Raw genomic sequence first — 23479 nt, forward strand, 5'->3', positions numbered from 1 at the left:
TTAGAAGATTTAAAACCGAAGTTTCACTTAACTCTCTAAGCCTTTGTGCCTTGCTATGCTTCAGCGTTTCCCGTCTCAGTGGGGTCGCATTATAGGGAGATTCGAGCGGGGGTCAATGTTTTATTTCAGCTTTTTGACAAATAAATGAATTTAGTATGAAACGCATACAAATAAAGGCCTACGGGCTGATTTTAGATTAAAAAACGCGCATGTTAAGTCGCTATTTTACAGCTAATATTTGCGCGTTAGAAAAAGCAGTACATTTAGTAATCGCTGTACTGCTTTGTTGGTTTTAATTTGCTGCAATTTGCCATACAGCTATAGAACCTGAGATCTCATTACCGATTATAAGCAGTGGCTCGCCTGTCGCACTTTGTTCAGCAGTTACAAACACCATGCCTTCGGGTGCAAGGTCGCCGGTTATATCTGCCCCTTCTATTACACCACGGTTATAAAAGTAATCTTCAAATTGCACATCGTAAGGGTTGGTAATATCGTAAACCATAATCCCGCCCATGCGCTCAAGACCTATAAAGGCAAAAGTGCGTTCGTCTATCGTACCTATTGTTAGCGCTTCGGGTTCTGCGCCTTTATCATCTGAGCGTGTGTCACCTTCGTTTTCATCTTCATTGTTATTAAAGGCTTCACCATGAACCGATGCGGTAATACGACCTATGTCATCGCCTGAGTCAAATACCACCAGCCCATTACTGTCCCAAATAGTAAATGAGCGTGCACCATAGGCATAAAGCGATTCGTATTGACCGTCGTCATTCGTATCACCTTTTACAGTGCTTACCTTCAAGCGGCCTATATCGTCATCGTCGTTATTTAAGTAGTCAAAATTAGCTGCAAGCGTTAAATCTTCAACGCGGCTTTCATCTATATAGGCAAGACAGCCATCATCTTCATCGTAATCTAGGCCGCCCTTTGCTGTGCAGTCTGCTTCATCTGTTACATCAAAGAAGTACTCGCGTGCATCACCTTCATTTGCCGATACTATAAAGTTTGCGCCTTTCCAGCTAAAGCTTGAAATTGTATCTGGCTGATACATACCATAAAGCCCTGGGTACGATTTAAAATTAACACCGCCGTCTTTATCTGATGCATCTATTTGTAAATTTGACCAGTCTTTAAAGCCTAGCGCTTTTAGCTCTACGCTATTATCTTCTAGGTTAATAATAGCGAGACCGTTATTTTCTTGAATTGATACGTAGGCATATTTGTTATCTTTAGAAATGCTGACGTACTCAGGCTCTAAATCCATAGCTACTGTCGTATTTATTACATTTCCGTTAATAGTGCGCCCTGTAGGGTTAGCAAACACAAATCCATCAGACTCAAGTTCAGCTTGCTGACTATTGTAAGTAGTAAAGTCAATATTAGTTGCCGTATCAGCTACTACACCTTCTACTATATTAATTATGCTTACAGAGCCTTCTGGGTCGATACTGTAATCGCCATTAGGTTCACCTTCATTGGCTACAACTACTTTTGTACCATCGTGGTTAAAAGTCACCATGTCTGGTAAAAAGCCCGCTGGTACATTTTTTATGAAGGCGGGTGTATCGCCGCTTATGTCGTAAAATGCAATTTGACCCGCTTCGCCCACATTTTTAGCAGCCATAGCCACAGCTAGCATTTGGTTGTTTTCATCTATTGCTATGCTGTTTGCATCGCCTGGGGTGTTGTCGTTTAAGGTAAGGGTAATGGTTGATGTTAGGTTAGTTGCACTCACTATCCCTTCGTTATCTTGAACAAGGGCCGCCGTATCAAAGGTGTCGGCGGGTATAATATTCACTACTGCTTCATCACCAGAACTATTAATGGCGTATATCCACTTTTTAGATGCTTGATAAGCGACTATTTCGGCTGCACCTTCGGGGCTTTGGGCATTAAGTACAGCGCGGCCTACTAAACTTATATTTAACGCAGAGTTTGCATTAGTGCCGTTAGTACCATTTTGACCCGCTGTGCCTTGCTCCCCTTGGATACCTTGCGTGCCGTCTTGGCCGTCATCTCCATCTAGTGAGCAACCTGTTAATATTGATATGAGTGAAAGTGCTATAAGTGACCTTTTTAACATTGTTATTTTCCTTAGTGTGGTATTGAACAAAATAACAACACACAGGTATGACAAAGCTATGGCACTTTTAATAAAGCTTTTTTAACTTAAAAAACGAGTTTAAATGCTAAGGGGCACACAAGAATAAGGCTTACTGTATAACCTAATAATTTATAAGGCTTGGAATAGCTATTTTGAGTTTTAACACCTATTAAAGGCCTTAAAATATCAATACGTGTCACTATTAATGTAATAACCGCGCAAATACACCATGTACCAATAACAACCAAGAGTGGTTCAATAAAAGAACCTACCTCTAAAGGCTGCAAAACAAAACACAGGATTATGAGTACACTTTGGTGCAATAAATAAAAAGGGAACACCCAGCTATTAAATGTTTTTAAGTAATTAGTTTTAAAGTTTAAAAAATGCTGTGCGAGTGCAAGCATGGTAAGCACTCCCAATACTCTTTGAATATTGTATATAGTAGTAAAAATATAACTAGGTAAATCAAATACGTTTTGGTAAGCCATTAATATGTATATACACAGCAGGGTAAAGCTTACACATAACACCCAAAAATAGTGTTTTAGGCTCGCCCAAAAATAATTGTGTTTGGCTAACAGAAACCCTATAAATAGAAATATAAAGCCGTTAGCCTCCCTTACAGCATCTCCTTCTAAGTAGTTATGTGTAAGCAACATGGCTATGACTAATAAGCTTACCAGTAATGGCAGCCTCACTTTACCTAACTTGAGTAAAGGCGTAAAAAAAGGGAGCTTCATGAATAGTGAAAATAAAATAATGATAAGCATGAACTGCCAAAGAGAGCGTAAATACCATAAATGATTTACATCTACGTGCGGCCATACCCCAGACTGGTAATTGGCAAACATCTCATTATTAATATCTAAAAACGCTAAGTAGAACTGCCAATACGTTATGTCTATTACGCTCTTTTGCGACATTTCTGCATACAACTGAAAGGGAACTATTAGCCATAACCCCACCAGCAAAGGTAGTAATATAAAAATAGAGCGATTTAAAAAAAATAACGCATTTGATTTAACACCTCTCACTTTATCGAGCATAAAGCGAAGTGCTACTCCAGATATAAACCAAATCAGTAGCATTCTCCAAGGAGCAAACACCAATAAAAAATACTCTACGTAGTGAGATATATAAGTACTTTTAAAGTGAAAGCCCCAGTTTTCGCTGTACAACATGCCAATGTGATAAAAAATAAGTACAGCAAACGCAATGACTCTCAGCCAATCAAGAAAGTAATGACGGTTTGTTACGTGTAATTGTTTTTTCATGCTAAAACCAATGTATACCTTTTGGTACTAGTAAGACTTAAACGACTCGCAAAAACTATTCATAAGTGCTTATATTACATGCAATAGTGATAAACGGTGGTATTTAGGGATAAACCCACCACATAAATATAAGCACATACTATGAACCTACAACACTTTCAGCGTTTTCAAACCTTATACGCATCAGTATTACTGTGTGCTTACGTATTAATTAATAATACCGTAAATGCAACAACCCAAATCATGGAGGTAAAAAGATCAGGAGATTTACCATTTTTAATTTGGGAGCCATTTGTATGGGAGTATTCAAGCGCGCTAGGATCTTTGCTTATGTTTCCGGCTTTAATTTGGTTTTTGAATAACACACCTTTTAAATGGCATAAAATACCTGCTTCATTGGGTATGTATTTTGGCGCTTCAATTGTATTTAGCATGTTACATATTGCTATTATGGTAGGCAGTCGCAAGCTTGTATATTTAGCTTGGGGTCGCTCTTATGATTTTGGTTTGAGTTGGTTTGAATTAATATACGAATATCAAAAGGATGCTATAAGCTTTATATTTTTTATTGCGCTCATAAAAGTATATCAATATGTCGTTCAGCAATTAATTGGGGAGGCATCTTCTATAGAAGAAAGCGAGCAACAAGCAACACCCACTCTAAACCGTTTGCTTGTAAAAAAGCATGGTAAAGAGTTTATTGTAAAAATAGACGATGTTGATTGGCTTGAATCATCGGGCAACTATGTAAACTTGTATATTGGCACGTCTATTTACCCTTTAAGAACGACCCTTACAGCACTAAGTGAGCAACTAGAAGATAAAGGCTTTTGCAGAGTCCATCGCAGCCATGGCGTAAACCTTGATAGAATAGAGTCTATTACACCGCTACCTAGTGGCGATAGTGAAATAAAACTAACTACAGGTAAGATGCTTAACTTATCTAGACGCTATAAAGAACAGTTTAAACTTCAACTGAAATAAAAAAGGCTACCTAAGTAGCCTTTTATAATTATTTTTTAACCGGGCGTTTCCAGCCCGTTAAATTACGCTGTTTAGAACGTGCTATTGCAAGTTGTTCATCTTCAACGGTACTGGTGATCACAGAGCCTGCACCTACAGTTGCTGTTGTACCAATATTTACAGGAGCAACAAGTGATGAATTTGAACCAATAAAGGCGTTATCACCAATAATGGTTTTTGCTTTATTAACTCCATCGTAGTTACAGGTAATAGTACCTGCGCCTATATTCACTTTTTCGCCAATTTCAGCATCGCCTAAGTAACTTAAGTGGTTTGCTTTAGAACCTTTCCCTAAGCGGGTTTTTTTCATCTCTACAAAGTTACCAATGTGCGAGTCTTCTTCCATTACCGCACCAGGGCGTAGGCGAGCATATGGGCCTAGCGTACATTTAGCCGCTACGCTTGCCTCTTCAATTAGGGTATTCGCTTTTATTACAACGTTATCGCCTATGGTACAGTTTTTAAGTACGCAGTTAGGGCCAATTTTTACGTTATTGCCTAGGGTTACATTACCTTCAAAAATAACGTTTATATCAATTAATACGTCTTCGCCTGTTTTAACATTGCCACGTACATCAATACGAGCAGGGTCGGCTAGGGTGGCACCATTTAACATTAACTCTTCTGCTTGCCATGCTTGATAAGCACGCTCTAGGCCTGCAAGTTGTATGCGGTTGTTTGCGCCTTCAACTTCCATTGCATGATCGGGCTGTGCTGACGTGATTTCTACACCTTCACTGTGCGCCATAGCAACGATATCTGTAAGGTAGTATTCACCCTGCGCATTATTGTTAGATAGATTGCCTAACCATGTTTTTAAAAGCTTGCCGTTAACCGCCATAATGCCGGTGTTTACTTCGCTGATAAGTAGCTGCTCAGCGCTTGCATCTTTTTGCTCAATAATACCTACAAGCTTGCCATCTTCTCGTAGCATACGGCCATAGCCATTTGGGTTAACCAAATTAACTGTTAATACCGCCAAACCATTTTTAGGTGTTGCAGCTAGTAAGCGCTCAAGTGTTGATTGCTTTGTAAGAGGTACATCACCATATAAAACAAGTACAGTGTCGTCATCATTAATATGAGGGTTTGCTTGTGCTACTGCGTGGCCAGTACCAAGTTGTTCTGCTTGCAGTACCCAGTTTACGTCGTTATCGGCAAGTTGTTGTTGTAATAGTTCGCCGCCGTGCCCGTAAACTAAGTTAGTGGTGGTTGCACCAAGTGCCTTTGCGTTATCTATAACATGCTGCACCATAGGTTTACCTGCCACTTTATGCAGTACTTTTGGTAGAGCAGAGCGCATACGAGTACCTTTACCCGCAGCAAGAATTACTGTTGTTAGAGCCATTAAAACAATTTCCTTTTTCCGTTGTTTTAGTGAGGAGTTAATGAAAGTAGCTTAACTAGATTACGCATGTCACTCCATGTATACATACTCAGCCGTATTATAAAAAATAATGACTGAATCTATGATAAACAAACTATTCATAATAATTACACTTATTGTAACCAGCTTTGCTAACCGATATAAGTGCAAAGCCAAATTACAGGCACAAAAAAGCCCACATAACGTGGGCTTTTAAAAACCGGATAGGCTTACTTTTTACGTAATTGCTGAATTACGCGAAGTTGTGCAATAGCTTCTGCTAGTTGCATAGCTGCTTTTTGATAATCAAATTCAGCTGCTGACGCATTAGCCATTTGGCTTTCTGCGTCACGCTTAGCTTGCTCTGCGGCTTGCTCGTCTAGGTCTTCACCACGAACAGCTGTATCAGCAAGTACGGTTACTATGTTCGGTTGAACTTCTAGTGTACCGCCAGCAATGTAGATGAGTTCTTCTTCACCATGTTGCTTAACTAAACGTACCATACCAGGTTTAAGGGCAGTTAGTAGTGGGGCGTGACCGGCATTAACACCAAGCTCACCTTCACTACCAGATACTTGAATCGATTCAACTAGACCAGAGAACAAGCTCTGCTCTGCGCTTACTACGTCAAGATGTACAGTCATAGCTGCCATACTACCCTCCTAATTACATGCTTTTAGCTTTTTCTTGAGCTTCTTCGATAGAGCCTACCATGTAGAACGCTTGCTCTGGAAGGTCATCAAATTCACCGCTTAGAATGCCTTTAAAGCCAGCAATTGTGTCTTTTAGTGAAACGTATTTACCTGGCGCACCTGTAAATACCTCTGCCACGAAGAATGGCTGAGATAGGAAACGCTGGATTTTACGTGCACGAGATACAAGTTGCTTATCTTCGTCAGAAAGCTCGTCCATACCTAGGATAGCAATGATGTCTTTAAGTTCTTTGTAACGCTGAAGAACTGTTTGAACGCCACGTGCTGTATCGTAGTGCTCTTGACCAATTACTAATGGGTCAAGTTGACGTGAAGATGAATCAAGTGGGTCTACCGCTGGGTAGATACCAAGTGATGCGATATCACGTGAAAGTACTACTGTTGCATCTAAGTGAGCAAAGGTAGTTGCTGGAGATGGATCCGTTAAATCATCCGCAGGTACGTATACCGCTTGGATTGATGTAATTGAACCTGTCTTCGTTGAAGCGATACGCTCTTGAAGTACACCCATTTCTTCAGCAAGTGTAGGCTGGTAACCTACCGCTGATGGCATACGACCAAGAAGTGCAGATACTTCTGTACCAGCAAGCGTGTAACGGTAGATGTTATCTACGAAGAAAAGTACATCGCGACCTTCGTCACGGAACTTCTCAGCCATAGTAAGACCAGTTAACGCTACGCGTAAACGGTTACCAGGAGGCTCGTTCATCTGACCGTATACAAGCGATACTTTATCAAGTACGTTTGAATCGTTCATCTCATGGTAGAAATCGTTACCCTCACGAGTACGCTCACCAACACCTGCGAATACTGAGTAGCCGCTGTGCTCGATTGCGATGTTACGGATAAGTTCCATCATGTTTACGGTTTTACCTACACCGGCACCACCGAATAAACCAACTTTACCACCTTTAGCAAATGGACATACAAGGTCGATTACCTTGATACCAGTTTCTAAAAGTTCTACTGAACTTGATTGCTCTTCGTATGAAGGCGCTGCACGGTGAATAGACATACGGTCTTCTTCGCCGATTGGGCCAGCTTCATCGATTGGCTCACCAAGTACGTTCATGATACGACCAAGCGTTGCTTTACCAACTGGAACTTGAATCGCTTCACCTGTATTTTCTACCGCTGCGCCACGACGTAAACCGTCAGTAGTACCTAGTGCGATAGTACGAACAACACCGCCACCTAGCTGTTGTTGAACTTCTAAAGTCAAACCAGCTAAATCGCCATCTGTTACTTTTAGCGCGTCATATACGGCTGGCACGTTGTCTTGAGAAAACTCAATATCCACAACGGCACCGATAATTTGGACGACCTTACCTAAACTCATGTCTATTCCTCTCGTTAATCTTTGCCTGAAGCATTAAACTGCGGCTGAACCAGAAACAATCTCACTAATTTCTTGTGTGATTGCCGCTTGGCGGGCCTTGTTATAAACAAGCTGTAACTCATCCATAAGGTCGCCGGCATTATCTGTTGCAGCTTTCATTGCAACCATACGGGCAGCCTGTTCAGAGGCAGCGTTCTCAACCACACCTTGGTATACCTGAGACTCAACAAAGCGTACAAGCAAAGACTCTAATATAGCGTCTGGGCCTGGCTCGTATAAGTAGTCCCATGTGTGGGCAGATACTTCTTCTTCAGCTTTTGGCAAAGGGAGTAACTGGTCAATTGTTGGTTCTTGCTTCATGGTATTAACGAAGTTGTTATATACCAGGAATAAACGGTCAATTTTACCTTCTGAGAATGCATCTAGCATAATTTTTACAGGACCAATTACGTCTTGTACTGAAGGCTTATCTCCAAGGCCTGCTTTTTTAGCAAGCACTTGACCGCCAAAACGTTGAAAGAAACTAGCAGCTTTGCTACCTAAAGTTGCAAACTCAGCGTCCACACCTTTTTCTTTCCACGCTTTAATGTCTAATGCAACTTTTTTAAACTCATTTGAGTTTAAGCCGCCACATAGACCACGGTCTGTAGAGATAACAATATAACCAACTCGTTTTACTTCACGTTCTTCTAAGAACGGGTGAGTAAAATCAAGATTTGCTTGAGCAACACGACCAATTACTTTGCGTAATTTGTCAGCGTATGGACGGCTTGAAGCCACTCGTTCTTGCGCCTTTTTCATTTTAGACGCAGCAACCATTTCCATTGCGCTAGTGATCTTTTGAGTATTTTTAATACTCCCGATCTTGCTTTTAATCTCTTTTCCGCTGGCCATGACTCTCTCTCCGAATCAAGGTGTGCTTTAGTAAACTAAAGCGCACCATTAATAACTAAATTACCAAGTTTGCGTAGACTTGAACTTCTCAAGAAGTTCTTTAAGCTGCGCTTCGATCTCGGCGTTGTAGTTACCAGTTTCATTGATTTGAGCCACAAGCTCTGCGTATGTGCTACTTGCATAAGAAAGTAAAGCTGCTTCGAAATCCATAATTTTAGAGATTTCGATATCTTTAAGATAACCTTTCTCAGCTGCAAATAACGACAAAGACATTTCAGCAACAGACATTGGTGCGTACTGTTTCTGCTTCATTAGCTCTGTTACACGCTCACCATGCTCAAGTTGAGCACGAGTTGCATCATCAAGGTCAGACGCGAACTGCGAGAACGCAGCTAATTCACGGTACTGAGCTAGGGCTAGACGGATACCGCCACCTAGTTTCTTAACGATTTTAGTTTGTGCAGCACCACCAACACGCGATACCGAGATACCAGCATTTACTGCCGGACGGATACCTGAGTTGAATAAGTCAGTTTCTAAGAAGATCTGACCATCGGTGATAGAGATAACGTTTGTCGGTACGAACGCAGAAACGTCGCCGCCTTGAGTTTCAATGATTGGCAATGCCGTCAATGAACCAGTTTGTCCTTTCACTTCACCGTTAGTGAACTTTTCAACGTAATCAGCGTTTACACGCGATGCACGCTCTAAAAGACGCGAGTGAAGGTAGAATACGTCACCTGGGTATGCTTCACGACCTGGTGGACGCTTAAGTAGTAATGAGATTTGACGGTAAGCAACAGCTTGCTTAGATAAATCATCATATACGATTAATGCGTTTTCACCACGGTCACGGAAGTATTCACCCATAGTACAGCCCGAGAACGGTGCTAAGTACTGAAGTGCCGCAGACTCAGAAGCAGATGCTACAACTACGATAGTATTTGCAAGTGCACCGTGCTCTTCTAATTTACGTACTACGTTAGCAATAGTAGATGCTTTTTGGCCAACCGCTACGTACACACACTTAACGCCTGTGTTCTTTTGGTTGATGATTGCATCGATTGCTAGTGCAGTTTTACCTGTTTGGCGGTCACCGATAACAAGCTCACGCTGACCACGACCAACTGGAATCATCGCATCAATAGATTTGTAACCAGTTTGAACTGGCTCATCTACAGATTGACGCTCGATTACACCTGGTGCAATTTTTTCTACAGGTTCAAAACCGTCGTTATCTAAAGCGCCTTTACCATCGATAGGAGCACCTAGTGTGTTTACAACACGACCAAGTAAGCCAGCACCAACAGGAACTTCTAAGATACGACCAGTTGTGTATACTTTTACGCCTTCAGTAAGGTCAGCGTAAGGACCCATAACTACTGCACCAATTGAGTCACGCTCAAGGTTTAGTGCGATAGCATAACGGTTGCCTGGAAGCTCAATCATCTCACCTTGCATACAGTCAGCTAGACCGTGGATGCGGATGATACCGTCAGTAACAGATACGATAGTACCTTCGTTACGAGCTTCACTTACAACTTCGAACTGCTCAATACGTTGTTTGATCAGATCTGAAATTTCAGTGGAATTAAGTTGCATGCTCTTTTTCCCAATTACGATTGTAGTGTTGTGGCTAAGCGGTTTAATTTACCGCGTACTGAGCCGTCGATTACAGTGTCACCCGCCTTAATAATAAGGCCGCCAACAACTGCAGCGTCTTCACTACAATTCAGCTTAACTTTGCGTGCGAAACGTTTTTCAAGTGTCGCTACCAATGACTCTTGCTGCGCTGCAGCAAGAGGGGTTGCCGAAATCACATCTACGTCGATTTCTTTGTCATACTCTGCTTTAAACGCAGCGAATAACTGAGCAACCTCAGGCAGTGCAATCAAACGTCCATTTTCAGCCATCACCTTAACTAGGTTCTGACCTTGTTCGTTGAGCTGCTCAGCACATAAGTTAATAAATAACTCAGCTTGTGCAGTAGCAGTAGGCAATCCAGCTAGAATGGCTGATGCTTGTTCATTGCTGGCAACTTCGCCTGCAAAAAACAACATGTCATTCCAGCTTTCAATCGTGCCTTTTTCAACGGCAAGTTCAAAAGCCGCTTTAGCGTATGGGCGAGCGATAGTAGTCAATTCAGACATGCTCATACCCTCCTAATTACAGCTCAGCGACAAGTTTTTCAACGATGTCACTATGTGCGGCTTGATTGATTTCACGCTCTAAAATTCTTTCAGCGCCAACCACTGCCAGAGTCGCTACTTGCTTACGTAGCTCTTCTGTTACACGGTTACGCTCTGATTCAATTTCAGAGTGCCCTTGAGCAATAATTTTTTCACGCTCTTCTTGTCCACGAACAGTTTCTTCGTCAACAATAAGCACGGCACGCTTTTTAGCTTGTTCAATGATATCAGCCGCTTGAGCTTTTGCATCTTTAAGCTGTTCTGCAGCTTTTTGTTGCGCAAGTTCTAAGTCTTTTTCGGCTCTATCAGAGGCAGCTAAACCATCTTCAATTTTCTTCTGGCGAGACTCAATTGCATCATTAAGTGGTGGCCATACATATTTCATACAAAATAGTACAAACACCGTAAACGCAATTAATTCACCGATAAGAGTGGCTGTTATGTTCACGACCGCTCCTCCTTAAAATAGTAAGCTGTTCAAAAAATAAAATTAAAGTACGAACAGGATTACCATTGCGATACCAACACCGATCATTGCTACCGCATCGATTAGACCAGCTAGGATGAACATCTTAACTTGTAATGAAGGTGCAAGTTCAGGCTGACGCGCACATGCTTCTAGGAATTTACCACCCATGTTACCGAAGCCGATAGCAGTACCGATTGCACCGAAGCCGATAAGTAAAGCAACTGCGATGTACTTAAGACCTAATACTAGTTCCATTTTTTTCTCCAAAGTTTCAATTGTTAAAGTTAAATATAAAAAGTGTATAAATTAGTGATTGTCTGAACTTGCCATGCTTAGGTAAACAATGGTTAGCATCATAAATACGAATGCTTGTAACACGATTACTAAGATATGGAATACAGCCCAAACAAAGTGCAACGGAAGTTGCATTAAACCAACTGCGCCGATAAGTATGAATATCAATTCACCAGCGTATAAGTTACCGAATAAACGCAGTGCTAACGAGAAAGGCTTAGACACTAGAGCGATTGTTTCTAGTAATAAATTACAAGGAATTAAGAAAATCATAGCCACTTTGCTATTAGAGCTAAACGGGTGAAGTGTAAGCTCTTTAATGAAGCCACCAACCCCTTTAATTTTAATAGAGTAACCAATCATCAGAATAAACACGCCCAATGCTAATGCAGCAGTTAAGTTTATGTCTGTGGTAGGTACAATTTTCATGTAAACGTCGTGTGAGTCCATGCCAAAGGCTTGTTCACCAACAAAACCAGCAAGTGCAGGTAAGAAATCAACTGGGATTAAATCCATTAAGTTCATTAAGAACACCCAAACAAAAATTGTTAAGGCTAATGGAGCAATTAATTTGCTTTTACCGTGGTATGTGTCACGTACGTTGTCACCAACGAACTCAACAATCATTTCAATAAAACATTGAAATTTACCCGGTACTCCGGTGTGAGCTTTCTTTGCGGCGCTTCGGAAGGTCCATAAAAATAATAGACCAAGTCCGATTGACCATGCGAGGGTATCTATATTCCATGTCCAGAAACCACTGTCTGCACACGCTTTGTTGAAGGCAAGACCTGAGTCGGTCATACACATCTTAGCGTTTGTTAAGTGATGCTGGATATGGCTTGATATAGTAACTTCTTCTGCAGCCATGTTATATCCCAAAAGTTAATGTTTAAAAAAAACGGGTGCAAACAATCCAGTAAAGAGCACAAATACGTAAACACAAAAAAACGGCACTAAAACGACCGTGGTTGACTTGAGTATCAGTGCAAACAATACGATTGTTAGCATAAATTTTAATCCGTTACCGCGTTTTAACGAGGTATACGCTTGATTTGCTTTGCTTGCACCCATATATCTGAATGCATAAAGCGCAAATACTAGGTGGGGAAGTATTGCTACGCTGCTACCGGCAAGTGCTGATACGCTGGCGTTTACTCCCCAACCAACAAAAATAATTACTGCAGCTACAAGTGCTACGATACCCTGAAGACAAATTAATTTAAATGCGGCAAGCCTATAAGGTCTTGCTAACTTATTAGTCACGTTTAGTTAACCTTTATGGCGTTCTAATTGTTAGGGTGTGAAAACTGGCGAAATTATACTTAATCCTACCAGTTTTGCAACTTGAGTAGACGCTTTGTAACACAAAATAGCTACAAATGTCTCTTATCGGACATGTAAAATTTTAATGGTCGGTATTGCTGTGATTTATACGATTTAAAATGCCATCAAGCTCATCTAAATTGGTGTAAGAAATAACCAACTTACCTTTGCCTTTCGCGTTATAATTTATTTCTACTTTAGCCCCTAAATTATCGGCTAATTTTTGCTCTAAACGCTTAACATCTGGGTCTTTTTCAGGTGTTTCTTTAGCAGCAACCGGCTCTAAAATTGAGCGTACTAACTTTTCGGTTTCGCGAACAGTTAGCGCTTTAGCAACGGCTAATCTTGCAGCGTCAGATTGTGCTTCACCTTCAAGTGCTAATAAACAGCGTGCGTGGCCCATTTCTATGTCGCCATGCTCTAACAGAATTTTAACATCACTATTTAAATTGTTTAATCGTAGTAAATTGGTCACGGTAGTGCGCGATTTACCCACCGCATCGGCAACTTGCTGGTGCGTTAATTCAAATTCATTCAATAATCTGTTTAAAGCGATAGCTTCTTCCATTGCGTTTAAATCTTCACGCTGAATATTTTCTATCAGCGCAATAGCAACAGCGGCTTCATCTGGCACATCTTTTACAATACAAGGTACGCTTTCAAGCTTTGCTATTTGTGCAGCACGCCAACGGCGCTCACCGGCAATTATTTCAAAGCTATTTTCTGCAACAGGGCGTACCACAATTGGCTGAATAATGCCTTGAGAGCGGATAGAGCTTGCTAACTCCTCAAGCGCTTCTTCAGACATATCTTTACGAGGCTGGTATTTTCCTGAGTGTAAAAACTCAATAGGCAGCTTTTGCAATTCATTCGCAACGGGCTGTGCTGCAGTTTGTACAGCTTCAGTCACATTTACTGTGTCTTGTTCCTTGCTTGAGCTCGGCGCTGGTTTTGATGAACTTAAAAGGGCATCGAGTCCTCGGCCTAAACCTCGTTTTTTAGCAGACATGTTATTTTTTTACCTTAAAGTTAGGCGACTACCGGCGCTGTTTTTTCTTTTCTGCGTAGCATTTCGCCCGCAAGTGCTAAGTAGGCTTTTGCGCCACTTGATGCGCGGTCGTAGTACATTGCTGGTGCACCAAAACTAGGTGCCTCGGCAAGACGCACATTACGTGGGATCACGGTGCGGTATACTTTATCGCCAAAATGTTGTTTTAATTGTTCTGATACATCATTTGCTAATCGATTGCGCGGATCGTACATAGTACGAAGAATGCCTTCAATTTGTAAGTTAGGGTTAACTAACTTTGCAAGTTGCGTAATAGTGTCCATTAATGCGGTTAACCCTTCAAGCGCATAATATTCACATTGCATAGGTACTAAAATAGAATCAGCAGCAGCCATGGCGTTTACTGTTAACATATTTAGTGAAGGCGGGCAGTCGATAAAAATAAATTCGTATTTATCTTGTATTTTTTCAAGCGCATTACGAAGGCGTACTTCGCGTGCAAACAATTCCATTAATTTTACTTCGGCTGCGGTTACATCGCCGTTGGCCGCTATCATATGATACTCACCCGAGGTTTCAGTGATTATAACCTCATCCATTGGTTTTTCTTCAATGAGTAAATCGTAAATGGTGGCGACATCGCCATATTTGTCTACACCGCTACCCATCGTAGCGTTGCCTTGGGGGTCGAGATCTATTAACAGCACTTTACGCTTCGTTGCAGCCATAGATGCAGCGAGATTAACAGCCGTTGTTGTTTTACCAACGCCGCCTTTTTGATTTGCTAATGCGATGACTTTTGCCACTATGTCTCTGATCCCTAGTCTTTAGAAAGAATAATTAAATGTCGTTGTGCATCAAGTTCAGGCACTACTAGCGAGATTTTATCTTCAAATTTTACACCCTCAGGTAGCGACTCTAGCTCTTCACTAGGAAACACACCTTTAAGCGCTATAAATTTGCCTGAGTGATCAATTAAGTGTGAACACCAATCAACCATATCTTGCAGTGAAGCAAACGCACGACTTAGTACGCCATCTAATTTAACACTTGGTTGATATTCTTCAACTCTTGACTGCACAGGGGTGACATTATTTAGCCCGAGCTCGTGTTTAACTTGCATTAAAAAGCGAACACGTTTGCCTAAGCTATCAAGCAATACAAATTGCGTATCAGGTAGTGCAATAGCTAATACAATACCTGGTAAGCCAGGACCTGTGCCTACATCAATATAACGATGACCGGGTAAATGAGGTGCAACAACTAAGCTATCCATAATGTGCTTAATCATCATTTCTTCTGGTAAGCGTACAGACGTTAAATTATACGCTTTGTTCCATTTGTTTAGTAACTCAACGTATTTAACTAATTGCTGTTGTTGTTTTTCGGTTAGCGCAATATCAGTTTGCGCTAACAATGTTGTTAATTGTTGCTGTAACACAGTTTACCTTTACCATTACGCAGTTTTGCGTAATAAGCCTTGCTTCTTCAGATACACTAATAATAGCGAAATCGCCGCTGGGGTGATACCAGAAATACGAGAAGCTTGGCCAATAGTGTCTGGACGCGCATCCGTTAACTTAGCAACTACCTCGTTTGATAAACCCGATACCGTTGAGTAATCGAACTCTTTAGGCAAAATGGTTTCTTCATGACGAAGCTGTTTATTGATCTCATCTTGCTGGCGCGCAATGTAGCCTGCGTATTTAGTATGGATCTCAACTTGTTCAAGTGCAGCTTGGTTTGTAAACTCAGATCCAAGCCCATCAATAGCCATTAAATCGTCGTAACGAATTTCTGGACGACGAAGTAGATCCTCTAAACTTGCTTCACGAGTAAGCGGTGTTTTTAATAAGGCGTTTACTTGATCAACCACAGCATGATCTTTATGGATCCAGGTTTCTTTAATACGCTGTTTCTCTTTTTCGATCACTTCCATTTTTTCGTTAAATGCCTGCCAGCGCTCATCGTTAACTAAACCAAGTTCACGGCCTTTTTCTGTTAAGCGAATATCAGCGTTATCTTCACGTAATAATAAACGGTATTCCGCACGGCTAGTAAACATACGGTACGGTTCTTTTGTACCAAGCGTTGCTAAGTCATCTATTAGTACGCCCACATACGCTTCATCACGACGTGGAGTCCATGCATCTTTGCCTTGTACTTGTAAAGCGGCGTTCATGCCGGCTATTAAACCTTGTGCACCGGCTTCTTCGTAACCAGTAGTACCATTTATTTGGCCTGCAAAAAATAATCCGTCTATAAACTTGGTTTCTAATGACTGTTTTAAATCACGCGGGTCAAAGAAATCATATTCAATAGCATAACCAGGGCGACAAATATGTGCGTTTTCAAAACCATCTATCGATTGCACAATTTGTAACTGCACATCAAAAGGTAAGCTGGTTGAAATACCGTTAGGGTAAAGCTCGTACGATGTTAAACCTTCAGGCTCTACAAATATTTGGTGCTTGTCTTTATCAGCAAAGCGCACAATTTTATCTTCTATTGAAGGGCAGTAACGTGGTCCTATACCTTCAATTACGCCAGAGTACATAGGCGAGCGATGTAAATTGTTACGAATAACCTCATGGGTTTTTTCGTTTGTGTAGGTGATATAGCATGGTATTTGCTGTGGGTGATCGCTTTGTTTACCAATAAACGAAAATACCGGTGTAGGCGCATCACCTGGTTGTTCTTGCATCTTGCTAAAATCAACTGTACGGGCATCAATACGTGGTGGAGTACCTGTTTTTAAACGGTCTACTCTAAAAGGTAATTCACGTAAACGATCAGCAAGTGCAATTGAAGGGGGATCGCCTGCACGACCACCTTTAAAATTCTCTAAACCAATATGTATTTGGCCACCTAAGAAAGTACCTACGGTTAATACAACACTAGGTGCGCTAAAACGTAATCCCATTTGGGTTACTACGCCAACAACTTTGTCGTTTTCAACGATAAGATCATCACACGATTGTTGAAATATTTTTAGGTTTTCTTGGTTTTGTAATGTGTTTTGAATTGCAGCTTTGTACAAAGCGCGATCAGCTTGTGCTCGAGTTGCACGAACAGCAGGTCCCTTTGAAGAATTTAAGGTACGAAATTGAATACCGCCTTTATCAATAGCTTGTGCCATAGCACCGCCTAGCGCATCAATTTCTTTAACCAAATGGCCTTTGCCTATGCCACCAATTGCAGGGTTGCAAGACATTTGACCAAGTGTATCCATATTATGAGTTAGCAGCAGGGTATTCATCCCCATACGTGCAGCAGCCAATGAGGCTTCAGTGCCTGCATGTCCACCACCTACTACGATAACGTCAAACTTTTCGTGAAAAATCATTAATGGGATCCTACTTAATCAAACCAGTAAACTTCAAAAGGGAGCGTATTCTACCTAGAAATTAGGAGAAGATAAATGATTAAACAGTGGGCAAGATCTAAGTCACTGATCACTTATAATATAAAGGATCTTTTAAAGAGATCTTTTAATACTATTACTACTAGTGATCGGGTTTTCTGTTGATAAGCTCTATTTATTCATTTAAAACATAAAATTAGATCAGATCTAAAGGTGTTAATATGATCGGATCATCAGGCAAATAAGCTCTGATCAAAAAAGGGGTTTATACACAGCCCAATATCGATTGGATCTTATCCCATGGATAAGCATGCTTAAAAACGCAGTTTGATCAGCGGTTATCCACAAAAGCTATTAAATTATTAGTAAATTGTGGGTAACTTTGTTTATGCATTTTATTCGATCACATTACTTTAATTGTGTTTTCTCTATCCACGAGTCTAGCCACTCTAGGGCGGTATCTTCGGGTAATGCCTCATCAAGAATATTTAACTCAAGCCTTGGCGCTATGCATGTTGCGCCAAGGCTTGCCATTAAACGATTTATATTACGCCCAGCAAGGTTATAGGTGTCGTAGCTGGTATCGCCTAAGCCAATGACTGAATATTTAATTGCAGATAAGTCACTTTGCTGATTTAGCTGCTCAATAAATGGTAAAAGGTTGTCGGGGTAATCGCCCGCGCCATAGGTTGATGTGCATATAAGCCAGATTGTATTGTGTTGATCAATATCAGATAAATTAGGTTGATCATGTAGTTCAGCACTTATACCTTGGTTATTTAACTCATCACATAGTTGTTCTGCTACATATTCTGCAGATCCCATTTGACTACCAACGATTATATTTACAGAACTCATATTTAAACTGATCACACATTACTTATTTGCCCGCTATGATAACTGAGTTAGCCTTGCAGTAAAGAAAACCTTTGTAATTTTGTATAACTATTTTTGAGTTGTTTTTGCTCTTTGTTGTAATTGCTTATCTAAGTTACTGAATATAAATGAATTAACAAAAACTATTTAAATGTAATCTTCTGATCAAGTTGTTGATAAGGTTGGGGAAAGCTCTGCTTAACTAGTATGTTTTGTAGATCTAAATATAGCTAAGTCATTGATTTTTTATTATAAGTGAGGCCACCAGCCCACGTTTTTATATAGCTAAGCTGTTGTTGATCATAATGTGGATAGTAACCTTGTTGATAACTTAAAAAGGCGATCAAAAATAATTTTTAAAAACGATCCGATTAAGCAGATCTGCCCTAAAAAAGTGAAAATAAGTGTAATAAACCACGCTTTTTTATAGATCGTGGCGGTTTAAGGTTATAAATGTGCCGCTATTTTTGTTTTATTAGCCATAAAGTAGGCGATTGTGGATAACCTTTTTTAATTAGTCTTATTATTTTTCAAGTTCAGCGAGGAGTTTTGCTGGTGGATCAATTAAAAACGAGGGCGTTGGCCTTAATAGTACCGGTTACTTTTGCTTATAAATTCATAAACTGTAGTTAAAACGATCTACTTAAGGATACTTTTTAGCGGCATATTGGTACTTTTTTAAGCTATATCGAGCGCCAATTACGCGCTTAACGTGGTGTATTTTTATACTGTAAGAAATTAAACAGGTGAGTTGAATACGCTAAAATCAGGCGCGTTTTTATTTAATTTTAGCCCCATTTTAGCTTTTTAAATTTTATACCGGGCATAAAAAAGGGCACTAATGTGCCCTAAAGTAAGTGTAATTTTATGCTGCTTTAGCGAGTTATTTACCAATACAGAACGAGCTAAATATTTTGCCTAGTAGGTCGTCTGAGGTAAATTCACCGGTTATTTCGTTTAAGTACTGCTGCGTTAAGCGTAGCTCTTCGGCTAATATTTCGCCGGCTACGTGCATTTCTAACTGCGTTTTACCAGTATCTAAGTGATAGGCCGCATGTTCAAGTGCATCTAAATGGCGGCGGCGCGCCATAAATCCACCTTCTGTTGCGCCTTGAAAGCCAATACAAGCTTTTAAGTGGTCGCGTACAAGCTCAATACCTTGCGCATTTTTAGCGCTTAAACTAATTACTGGGTATTGTTGGTTTTCATCCATACCTACTGCATCGCCCGATAAATCGGCTTTATTTCTGATAACGGTAACACCCATACCTTGCGGTAACTTTGCCATAAACTCAGGCCAAATTGCGTGTGGGTCGGTGTCGGTGGTGTCGGTGCCATCAAGCATAAACAACACGCGATCAGCTTGATTTATTTCATCCCACGCGCGCTCTATACCTATTTGTTCAACGCGGTCTGGGCTTTCACGTAGACCTGCGGTATCGATAATATGCAGTGGCATACCATCAATATGAATGTGCTCACGTAGTACGTCGCGAGTAGTACCGGCTATTTCGGTTACTATGGCAGCTTCGCGTCCTGCTAGGGCATTAAGTAGGCTTGATTTACCCGCATTAGGACGCCCTGCGATAACAACGCGCATACCTTCGCGCATAATACTGCCTTGCTTAGCTTGGCTCGTTACTGTGTGTAATTGACTGATGATGGCATCTAAATCGCCCGATACTTTACCATCGGATAAAAAATCAATTTCCTCATCAGGGAAGTCAATGGCTGCCTCTACATACATACGTAAATGAATAACTTTTTCTACTAGGGTTTCAATGTGTTTAGAAAACTCACCTTGTAGTGACTGTAGGGCGCTTTTAGCTGCTTGCTCTGAGGTTGCATTAATTAAATCGCTAATAGCCTCTGCTTGGGTTAAATCAAGCTTGTCGTTCATAAAGGCGCGCTCAGAAAACTCACCAGGCTTAGCTAAGCGAACGCCTTCTATTTGGCTAATTTCTTTTAATAGCATGTCGAGTACAACAGGGCCGCCGTGACCTTGCAGTTCAAGTACGTCTTCGCCGGTAAATGAGTTTGGGCCTGCAAAATAAATAGCGATACCTTGGTCGAGTTGCTCGCCGCTTAAACTTTTAAAAGGAACGTAGTCGGCATAGCGAAGCTTAGGTACTTTACCTATTATTTTTTCGGCCACGCTTTTCGCAAGGCTGCCAGAAACCCGAATTATACCTACGCCACCACGCCCAGGGGCGGTCGCTTGTGCTGCAATTGTGTCTTGATTGATCATGCTATTTATTTGCCAACGAGAGTAACTTTAATGGCGCTATTGTAACCTATGCATTTATTGGTAGCGAATAGCTGTGGTAAAAAATAGGCAATAAAAAAGGCGACCTAAGTCGCCTTTATATGAGTAGCCGTTAAGCTAGCCTCTTACTTTTATACCTTGCTTTTCCATGCCACGGTAGATGATAAGCATCTGGACAATAGAAATAAGGTTAGACACTAACCAGTAAAGTACTAAACCAGATGGGAACCATAAGAAGAATACAGAGAAGATAACCGGCATAAAGGTCATCATTTTTTGCTGCATTGGATCGGTAACCGTCATTGGTTGTAGTTTTTGCGTCACAAACATACTTGCACCAAATAATATTGGTAATACGTAGTATGGGTCTTTTGTAGAAAGGTCAGTTAGCCAAAGAATGAACTCTGCATGGCGCAGCTCTGTCGATTCTAAGAATACGTAAAATAGCGCTAAGAAAATTGGCATTTGTAGCAAAATAGGGAAACAGCCACCCATAGGGTTAACTTTTTCTTTTTTGTACATTTCCATAGTAGCTTGGCCGAACTTTTGACGGTCATCACCATATTTTTCTTTTAGGGCAGCCATTTTAGGCTGAAGGGCACGCATTTTAGCCATTGACGTGTATTGCGCTTTAGTCAGTGGGTACATTAACGATTTAACGATAATAGTGATGGCAATAATAGCGACACCCCAGTTACCTAAAATACTGTGTAACCATTTAAGAAGTACAAATAAAGGCTGCGAAATAAACCATAACCAACCGTAATCTACAGTTAAGTCTAAATCTGGGTGAATCGCTTCAAGAATATCTGACTCTTTAGGACCCATGTAGTAAGTCGCATTAAGGGTTTGCTCGCTGCCAGCTTGTACATTTATAGGCGCTGCTTTTGTACCAATAATAGCGGCATTACTTTTAGTAATTAAGCTGTAAAGCGTGTGTGTTTCGTCTTGCTTAGGTACCCATGCACTTACAAAGTAATGCTGAATAAATGCAACGTAACCGCCTTGGGTGTTTTTATTTAGGTTTTTGTCAGCCATATCTGAAAAGCTGTATTTTTCGTACGACTCTTCATCAGTACCGTAAGCTGCACCTAAATAGTTTTGATCTACTAAGCTGCCTTTTTCTTGTACGGTACGCTTAATTTGCGTGTATAGCTGTACTTGCACTGGCGCACTTGTAGCATTATTTACTGTGTACTCTAGGCCTACATCGTATTGACCTTTTTTAAATACGTATGTTTTAGTGAAGCTAACGCCATTACTATCTACATAGGTAAGTGGTACACGTAGCTCATCACCGCTTAGCGTGTAGGCTTTTTGCGTTGCTTGGTAAGTAGGGCGACCATTCGCTGATGCGTCTGGGCCATTTAAACCAATTAAACCACTTTGTGAGAAGTATTGATTGCCATCAAACTCGCCTAGAAGCATAAATGGTGTTTCTTCACCTTTTACTTCTTCGTATTGGAGTAAGTCTGCTTCAACAATGTCACCGCCTTTGGTGTCTATTTTTACTTTGAAAACGTCAGTCGTAATGTCAATAACTGAACGCTTAGCAGCGGTAGCCGAAGCAGGTAAACCTGAATCTGACGATGACGGTATATAATCATCTGACTCTGGTGACGTTGTGTTTAGTGTTTGTGTAGTGGCACTAGGATCGGCTTTAGGAGTGTTGTAGTCATTATTCCATTCTTGAAATAATAAAAACGACACTAACATTAAACCGATTAATAAAAACGTGCGTTGCGATTCCATAACAGCTCTTATTTCTCGTGTTGGTGGTTAATACGGGTTAATTTTTCAGGAACGGGGTCTTCTCCGCCTGAATGTAAAGGATGGCATTTTAATATGCGTTTAAGTGCTAACCAACTCCCTTTTACAAATCCATGCAAATTAATTGCTTGAATAGCGTAATGAGAGCAGCTTGGATTAAAACGACAATGCGGGCCTAGTAGTGGGCTTATCCACATTTGATAACCGCGGATAAATAACACTAAACAACGCTTTGGAATAGCAACAAGTGGTTTAAGTAACCTCATGGTGTTTATACCCCTGCGTATATTTAGTGAATAGATACCATGTATTTAAAGGCTCAATTAGAGATTTTAAACGCATGATTAAAAGGTGAGCTAAAGATACCCTAATTAACCCTGCAATTCTATTGCTATCGGGTTTGTTTATTAGATTTAGCTGATTTGTTTGGGCGTTTTTTAAAAGGTGGTGGTTTAGGTGCACCAGGTTTGCAGCGTTCATTTATTTTACGCCACAGCTTTGTAAGTTGTTTGGTTATTTCTTCGTTAGACTGCTCATCAATACCACTTTTTACCATAAGCACAATATCGATATTATCGATGGTGTGTTGATTTAAACGAAAACTTTCGCGAGCGAGTCGTTTAATACGGTTACGTTGGCATGCCTTTTTTACACGTTTTTTAGCAACAGTGAGCCCTAACCTAGGTTTAACTTGGTCATTAGGTTTAGCTAAAAGAGTAAATAAAGGAGTTGCAGCCCGAGCGGGTTCGTTAAATATGCGAGAGTAATGCGAGGGAGTTAACAGACGTAACTCCCTGCCAAAGCTAAAGTCTTCCACTTATATATTAAGCAGAAAGAACTTTGCGGCCTTTAGCGCGGCGACGTGCTAATACTTTACGGCCATTTACAGTTGCCATGCGAGCACGGAAGCCGTGTGCACGTTTGCGTTTTAAAACGCTAGGTTGAAAAGTTCTTTTCATAACAATCTCATCCGATCGGTTAAAGTTAAAACATCCTATGCAGGTCGCGATCCTGGCACAGGTGCCATTGCGAGCGCGAGATATTATAGATTAAGCACTTTAAAGTCAATCATAATTGCGCTGTAAACACCGTGTTTATTACATTTTTTGTACGCTGGCTTGATATTTATGGATTAATTTTAAAGCAAAATGGCCTGCTTTTGCGCAAAAAGGCGAATTAATGGCCGAGAGTGACTTA

General features: G+C 40.8%; 23 protein-coding genes. 1 reads left to right on the forward strand and 22 read right to left on the reverse strand.

Going from position 1 to position 23479, the window contains the following annotated elements; translation table 11 throughout:
• Window positions 1-292 precede the first annotated feature (292 nt).
• Entirely contained in the window at window positions 293-2086 is a 1794-nt protein-coding gene (locus tag B2R65_RS14690) for a choice-of-anchor I family protein (RefSeq protein WP_286743907.1), read from the reverse strand.
• Window positions 2087-2172: 86 nt separating this feature from the next.
• Entirely contained in the window at window positions 2173-3384 is a 1212-nt protein-coding gene (locus B2R65_RS14695) for an acyltransferase family protein (protein WP_286743909.1), read from the reverse strand.
• 141 nt (window positions 3385-3525) lie between these two features.
• Here B2R65_RS14695 and B2R65_RS14700 point away from each other — a divergent pair, with 141 nt between their 5' ends.
• The gene (locus B2R65_RS14700; RefSeq protein WP_064386567.1) at window positions 3526-4368 is read left to right on the forward strand and encodes a LytR/AlgR family response regulator transcription factor; all 843 of its coding nucleotides are present in this window, start codon (window positions 3526-3528) and stop codon (window positions 4366-4368) included.
• Between the two features lie 28 nt (window positions 4369-4396).
• On the opposite strand, the gene glmU is transcribed toward B2R65_RS14700, so the two are convergent.
• The 20 genes from glmU to rpmH form a co-directional block, all read right to left on the reverse strand.
• Entirely contained in the window at window positions 4397-5755 is a 1359-nt protein-coding gene (glmU, locus tag B2R65_RS14705) for a bifunctional UDP-N-acetylglucosamine diphosphorylase/glucosamine-1-phosphate N-acetyltransferase GlmU (RefSeq protein WP_286743911.1), read from the reverse strand.
• Window positions 5756-6003: 248 nt separating this feature from the next.
• The gene (locus B2R65_RS14710; RefSeq protein WP_004588077.1) at window positions 6004-6426 is read right to left on the reverse strand and encodes a F0F1 ATP synthase subunit epsilon; all 423 of its coding nucleotides are present in this window, start codon (window positions 6424-6426) and stop codon (window positions 6004-6006) included.
• A 13-nt stretch (window positions 6427-6439) separates the two neighbouring features.
• Window positions 6440-7825, reverse strand: coding sequence for a F0F1 ATP synthase subunit beta (gene atpD, locus B2R65_RS14715; RefSeq protein WP_004588076.1), 1386 nt, complete (start codon window positions 7823-7825; stop codon window positions 6440-6442).
• A gap of 33 nt (window positions 7826-7858) precedes the next feature.
• Complete coding sequence (gene atpG, locus B2R65_RS14720) at window positions 7859-8719, reverse strand: F0F1 ATP synthase subunit gamma (protein ID WP_004588075.1); 861 nt, start codon at window positions 8717-8719, stop codon at window positions 7859-7861.
• A gap of 60 nt (window positions 8720-8779) precedes the next feature.
• The gene (gene atpA / locus B2R65_RS14725; RefSeq protein WP_004588074.1) at window positions 8780-10321 is read right to left on the reverse strand and encodes a F0F1 ATP synthase subunit alpha; all 1542 of its coding nucleotides are present in this window, start codon (window positions 10319-10321) and stop codon (window positions 8780-8782) included.
• A 14-nt stretch (window positions 10322-10335) separates the two neighbouring features.
• Window positions 10336-10869, reverse strand: a complete 534-nt coding sequence (gene atpH, locus B2R65_RS14730; RefSeq protein ID WP_004588073.1) for a F0F1 ATP synthase subunit delta — start codon at window positions 10867-10869, stop codon at window positions 10336-10338.
• A 16-nt stretch (window positions 10870-10885) separates the two neighbouring features.
• The gene (gene atpF, locus B2R65_RS14735) at window positions 10886-11356 is read right to left on the reverse strand and encodes a F0F1 ATP synthase subunit B (RefSeq protein ID WP_004588072.1); all 471 of its coding nucleotides are present in this window, start codon (window positions 11354-11356) and stop codon (window positions 10886-10888) included.
• Between the two features lie 42 nt (window positions 11357-11398).
• Window positions 11399-11632, reverse strand: a complete 234-nt coding sequence (atpE, locus tag B2R65_RS14740; RefSeq protein WP_004588071.1) for a F0F1 ATP synthase subunit C — start codon at window positions 11630-11632, stop codon at window positions 11399-11401.
• Window positions 11633-11683: 51 nt separating this feature from the next.
• Window positions 11684-12541, reverse strand: a complete 858-nt coding sequence (gene atpB / locus B2R65_RS14745; RefSeq protein WP_004588070.1) for a F0F1 ATP synthase subunit A — start codon at window positions 12539-12541, stop codon at window positions 11684-11686.
• Between the two features lie 15 nt (window positions 12542-12556).
• Complete coding sequence (locus tag B2R65_RS14750; protein ID WP_024032126.1) at window positions 12557-12937, reverse strand: ATP synthase subunit I; 381 nt, start codon at window positions 12935-12937, stop codon at window positions 12557-12559.
• 142 nt (window positions 12938-13079) lie between these two features.
• Complete coding sequence (locus B2R65_RS14755; RefSeq protein WP_286245678.1) at window positions 13080-14006, reverse strand: ParB/RepB/Spo0J family partition protein; 927 nt, start codon at window positions 14004-14006, stop codon at window positions 13080-13082.
• 20 nt (window positions 14007-14026) lie between these two features.
• Window positions 14027-14812 carry a ParA family protein gene (locus B2R65_RS14760; protein WP_004588067.1) on the reverse strand — a complete coding sequence of 262 codons (786 nt, stop codon included), beginning with the start codon at window positions 14810-14812 and terminating at the stop codon, window positions 14027-14029.
• A 14-nt stretch (window positions 14813-14826) separates the two neighbouring features.
• Entirely contained in the window at window positions 14827-15447 is a 621-nt protein-coding gene (gene rsmG, locus B2R65_RS14765) for a 16S rRNA (guanine(527)-N(7))-methyltransferase RsmG (protein WP_096042524.1), read from the reverse strand.
• A gap of 15 nt (window positions 15448-15462) precedes the next feature.
• Complete coding sequence (gene mnmG, locus B2R65_RS14770) at window positions 15463-17352, reverse strand: tRNA uridine-5-carboxymethylaminomethyl(34) synthesis enzyme MnmG (RefSeq protein WP_054983815.1); 1890 nt, start codon at window positions 17350-17352, stop codon at window positions 15463-15465.
• A gap of 426 nt (window positions 17353-17778) precedes the next feature.
• Window positions 17779-18228, reverse strand: coding sequence for an FMN-binding protein MioC (mioC, locus tag B2R65_RS14775; protein ID WP_286743928.1), 450 nt, complete (start codon window positions 18226-18228; stop codon window positions 17779-17781).
• A gap of 901 nt (window positions 18229-19129) precedes the next feature.
• Window positions 19130-20494 carry a tRNA uridine-5-carboxymethylaminomethyl(34) synthesis GTPase MnmE gene (gene mnmE, locus B2R65_RS14780; RefSeq protein WP_004588063.1) on the reverse strand — a complete coding sequence of 455 codons (1365 nt, stop codon included), beginning with the start codon at window positions 20492-20494 and terminating at the stop codon, window positions 19130-19132.
• 135 nt (window positions 20495-20629) lie between these two features.
• A complete protein-coding gene (yidC, locus tag B2R65_RS14785; protein ID WP_024032130.1) occupies window positions 20630-22264 on the reverse strand; it encodes a membrane protein insertase YidC in 1635 nt (544 codons plus the stop codon).
• Window positions 22265-22272: 8 nt separating this feature from the next.
• A complete protein-coding gene (gene yidD, locus B2R65_RS14790; protein ID WP_004588061.1) occupies window positions 22273-22548 on the reverse strand; it encodes a membrane protein insertion efficiency factor YidD in 276 nt (91 codons plus the stop codon).
• Window positions 22549-22673: 125 nt separating this feature from the next.
• Window positions 22674-23099: a ribonuclease P protein component gene (gene rnpA / locus B2R65_RS14795; RefSeq protein ID WP_286743933.1), complete on the reverse strand. Its 426-nt coding sequence runs from the start codon at window positions 23097-23099 to the stop codon at window positions 22674-22676.
• A gap of 7 nt (window positions 23100-23106) precedes the next feature.
• A complete protein-coding gene (rpmH, locus tag B2R65_RS14800) occupies window positions 23107-23241 on the reverse strand; it encodes a 50S ribosomal protein L34 (RefSeq protein WP_004335215.1) in 135 nt (44 codons plus the stop codon).
• Window positions 23242-23479 lie beyond the last annotated feature (238 nt).

Origin of the sequence: Pseudoalteromonas sp. UBA2102, assembly GCF_002331165.1 — a bacterium.
GTDB classification, from domain to species: domain Bacteria; phylum Pseudomonadota; class Gammaproteobacteria; order Enterobacterales; family Alteromonadaceae; genus Pseudoalteromonas; species Pseudoalteromonas atlantica.